This is a genomic window from Pseudomonas sp. GZD-209, from assembly GCF_049310485.1.
In the GTDB taxonomy this organism is placed as follows: domain Bacteria; phylum Pseudomonadota; class Gammaproteobacteria; order Pseudomonadales; family Pseudomonadaceae; genus Aquipseudomonas; species Aquipseudomonas sichuanensis.
Genome location: NZ_JBMOWQ010000294.1, coordinates 1 through 4,416, shown reverse-complemented (window position 1 = coordinate 4,416; position 4,416 = coordinate 1). Strand labels below are relative to the sequence as shown.

Below are 4,416 nucleotides of genomic sequence, written 5' to 3'. Positions count from 1 at the left end.
ACGTGGGAGCGGGCTTGCCCCGCGATGGTATCTGGCCAGGCAAAAACGAACGGCCTGCTGACGCTATCGCGGGGCAAGCCCGCTCCCACGCGAAGAGCGCCGGGGCTGCTTACAGGACCCCCATGAAACCCGCTCGCCTACGCGCCGACCTGCTCGCCGGCCTCACCACCTCGTTCGCCCTGGTGCCCGAGTGCATCGCTTTTGCCCTGGTGGCCCACCTCAATCCGCTGATGGGCCTGTACGGCGCGTTCATCATCTGTACCCTGACCGCGCTGTTCGGCGGCCGCCCGGGAATGATCTCCGGCGCTGCCGGCTCGATGGCGGTGGTGATCGTCGCCCTGGTGGTACAGCACGGCGCCCAATACCTGTTGGCCACGGTGCTGCTGGGCGGGGTGGTGATGATCCTGTTCGGCGTGCTGCGCCTGGGCAAGCTGGTGCGCCTGGTGCCTTACCCGGTCATGCTCGGTTTCGTCAATGGCCTGGCCATCGTCATCGCCCTGGCCCAGTTGGAGCACTTCAAAGAGGGTGAGCAGTGGCTCAGTGGCACGCCGCTGTACCTGATGATCGGCCTGGTGGCCCTGACCATGCTGGTGGTCTACGTACTGCCCAAGCTGACCCGCGCGGTGCCACCGGCATTGGTGGCGATCCTCGGCGTCGGCCTGCTGGTGTACCTGTTGGGCTTGCCCACCCGCACCCTCGGCGACATGGCGCACATTGCCGGCGGCTTGCCGCAACTGGCCCTGCCGGACGTGCCGTGGAACCTCGAGACGCTGAAGATCATCGCGCCCTATGCGCTGCTGATGGCCATGGTCGGCCTGCTGGAAACCCTGCTCACCCTCAACCTCACCGACGAAGTCACCGAGAGCCGTGGCTACCCGGACCGCGAGTGCGTGGCGTTGGGGGCGGCCAACATGGTCTCGGGCCTGTGCGGCGGCATGGGCGGCTGCGCGATGATCGGCCAGACCGTGATCAACCTCAGCTCCAACGGCCGTGGGCGGCTGTCGGGGGTGGTGGCTGGGGTGATGATCCTGCTGTTCGTGTTGTTCCTGTCGCCGTTGATCGAGCGTATTCCGCTGGCGGCGCTGGTCGGGGTGATGTTCGTGGTCGCCCAGCAGACCTTCGCCTGGGCCTCGTTGCGGGTGCTGCGCAAAGTGCCGGCGAGCGATGTGCTGGCGATCATTGCGGTGACGGTGGTGACGGTGTTTACCGACCTGGCCATGGCGGTGATGTTCGGTATTGTCATCGCCGCGATCAACTTCGCCTGGCAGCATGCGCGTGAGCTGTACGCCGACAGCCATGTGGATGCGGCTGGCGACAAGCATTACCAGGTGCATGGGACGCTGTTCTTCGCCTCGACCACGCCGTTTCTCAACCAGTTCGACCCGGCCGGTGATCCGGCCCAGGTGACCTTGGATTGTCAGCATTTGAGCTTTGTCGATTATTCGGCGATCGCGGCGCTCAAGACCTTGCGCGAGCGGTATGCCAAGGCGGGCAAGCAGTTGCGGGTGGTGCATCTGTCCGAGCGTTGCAAGAAGCTGCTGAAGCGGGCGGGTGAGCAGCACTGATTCATCGCGGGGCAAGTCGCAGCGGCGCACCGCCGCTCCCACGCATCAGCCACAGGCATTGCGTGGGAGCGGGCTTGCCCCGCGATGGGTTCAGGACTCCCCGCGATTCTTCTTGACGATGCTATCGGCAATGCTCGCCGGTGCCTCGGCATAGCGGGTGAACTCCATGGTATAGCTGGCCCGGCCCTGGGTCATCGAACGCATCGAGGTGGCGTAGCCGAACATCTCGCCCAGCGGCACCTCGGCCCGTATGACCTTGCCGGCCGGGGTCTCGTCGCCGTCCTGGATCATCCCGCGGCGCCGGCTCAGGTCGCCCATGATGTCGCCCTGATACTCCTCGGGCGTCACCACCTCGACCTTCATCACCGGCTCCAGCAACACCGCGCCGCCTTTCTGCGACAACTGCTTGGTGGCCATCGAGGCGGCGATCTTGTAGGCCATCTCGTTGGAGTCGACGTCGTGGTACGAGCCGTCAAACACCGCCGCCTTCAGGCTGATCAGCGGGTAGCCAGCCAGCACGCCGTTCTTCATCTGCTCCTCGATGCCTTTCTGGATCGCCGGGATGTATTCACGTGGCACCACGCCGCCGACGATCTCGTTGATGAACTCCAGCCCTTCCTTGCCCTCGTCGCCCGGGGCAAAGCGAATCCAGCAGTGGCCGTACTGGCCACGCCCACCGGACTGGCGCACGAAGCGGCCTTCGATCTCGCAGGTGTTGCGGATCTTCTCGCGGTAGGCCACCTGCGGCTTGCCGATATTGGCTTCGACGTTGAACTCACGGCGCATGCGGTCGACGATGATGTCCAGGTGCAGTTCGCCCATGCCGGAAATGATGGTTTGCGCAGTTTCCTCGTCAGTCTTGACCCGGAACGACGGGTCTTCCTGCGCCAGCTTGCTCAGGGCGATGCCCATCTTCTCCTGATCGGCCTTGGTCTTGGGTTCGACCGCTACCGAGATCACCGGGTCGGGGAAGTCCATGCGTTCGAGGATGATCGGTTTGTCGATATCGCACAGGGTATCGCCGGTGGTGACATCCTTCATGCCGATCAGCGCGGCGATATCGCCGGCGCACACGTCCTTGATCTCGGCACGCTGGTTGGCGTGCATCTGCACCATGCGGCCGATGCGTTCCTTCTTGCCCTTGACCGAGTTGAGCACCGCATTGCCGGAGCTGAGCACCCCTGAATACACCCGAGCGAAGGTCAGGGTGCCGACGAACGGGTCGGTGGCGATCTTGAAGGCCAGGGCCGAGAACGGTTCCTTGTCGTCTGCGTGGCGTTCCAGGTGCTTCTCTTCATTGTCCGGGTCGGTACCCTTGATCGCCGGGATTTCGGACGGGGCGGGCAGGTAGTCGATCACCGCGTCGAGCATCAAGGGTACGCCCTTGTTCTTGAACGACGAGCCGAGGATGGTCGGCACGATTTCGTTGGCGATGGTGCGTTGGCGCAGGGCTGCCTTGATCTCATCGACCGTCAGCTCCTCGCCGTCGAGGAACTTCATGGTCAGTTCGTCATTGGCTTCGGCGGCCGCTTCGATCATGTGCGCGCGCCATTCGTCGGCCAGTGCCTGCAGTTCGGCGGGGATCGCTTCTTCGCGGTAACTGGTGCCGTTGTCGGCGTCGTTCCAGTAGATGGCCTTCATCTTCACCAGGTCGATCTGGCCGATGAAGTTCTCCTCGCTGCCGATGGCCAACTGGATCGGCACAGGGTGGTGGCCCAGGCGCTTGTCGATCTGCTTCACCACCCGCAGAAAGTCGGCACCCTGGCGGTCCATCTTGTTGATATAGGCCAGGCGCGGCACATGGTACTTGTTGGCCTGGCGCCAGACGGTCTCGGACTGCGGCTCGACGCCATCAGCGCCGCTGAACACCACCACCGCACCATCGAGCACGCGCAGCGAACGCTCCACCTCGATGGTGAAATCGACGTGGCCGGGGGTGTCGATGATGTTGAAGCGGTACTTGTGCTCGAACTGCTTGGTCGAGCCTTGCCAGAACGCGGTGGTGGCCGCCGAGGTGATGGTGATGCCGCGCTCCTGCTCCTGGGCCATCCAGTCCATGGTCGCGGCGCCGTCGTGCACCTCACCCATCTTGTGGTTGACCCCGGTGTAGAACAGGATCCGCTCGGTGGTGGTGGTCTTGCCGGCATCGACGTGGGCGACGATGCCGATATTGCGGTACAGCTCGATGGGGGTCGTGCGGGCCATGGCGGGTCACCTGCGGGTGAGGGTTCTCCCAACTTAGCAGAGCGGGAGAATCCTGCCGTGGCAGGCCGTCAGTCGGCGAGCACTTGCAACTGCCACTGGCCGTCGACTTCCCGGGCCAGGCCGCTGGCCGGCAGCAGGGCCAGCAGGCGGGCGTGCAGGTTGGCCTCGGTGAAGGACTTGAGGGTGGTCATGTCCAGCGCGCCGACGGTGACCAGGTCGTTCTTGGTGTAGGACAGCCAGGCCTTCTTCAGCACCAGCAGCACGTCACTGCCGGCGGTGTTGGCGAAGCGGCGATTCACCGTGCGGCCTTCCAGCTCGAAGGTATGGCGGTGGTTGTAGCTGCTTTCGTCGCCGTTGCCCTCTACGCAGCGATGGCAGCGGCAGGCGCCGTCGGCGAAGGCATTGCGCAGGTAGCTGTTGAAGTCCACGACGGGCTTGAGGGTCAGGCGTTTGTCGACCTCGAACAGGTCGGCGATCAGGGGTTGTTCGGCGCTCACTCGGTATCCTCGCGTGGTGTGGCGTGCATCGGCGGGCACCCTAACAGATCGGGGCATCCAGATCACCTGTTGCAGGCCCGGCCTCTTCGCGGGTAAACCCGCTCCCACAGCGATACGAAATTCCTGTGGGAGCGGGTTTACCCGCGAAG

3 protein-coding genes are annotated in these 4,416 nt (G+C 64.3%); 1 reads left to right on the top strand and 2 read right to left on the bottom strand.

What is annotated here, in order from left to right:
• Positions 1-122 precede the first annotated feature (122 nt).
• A complete protein-coding gene (locus ACO6VM_RS27315) occupies positions 123-1,565 on the top strand; it encodes a SulP family inorganic anion transporter (protein ID WP_422404065.1) in 1,443 nt (480 codons plus the stop codon).
• A gap of 90 nt (positions 1,566-1,655) precedes the next feature.
• Here ACO6VM_RS27315 and fusA read toward each other — a convergent pair whose 3' ends face one another.
• Positions 1,656-3,770 (bottom strand): elongation factor G, encoded by a 2,115-nt coding sequence (fusA, locus tag ACO6VM_RS27310; RefSeq protein ID WP_401059377.1) that lies wholly within the window; start codon positions 3,768-3,770, stop codon positions 1,656-1,658.
• Positions 3,771-3,838: 68 nt separating this feature from the next.
• Positions 3,839-4,267 carry a hypothetical protein gene (locus tag ACO6VM_RS27305; protein WP_401059375.1) on the bottom strand — a complete coding sequence of 143 codons (429 nt, stop codon included), beginning with the start codon at positions 4,265-4,267 and terminating at the stop codon, positions 3,839-3,841.
• Positions 4,268-4,416: the final 149 nt, after the last annotated feature.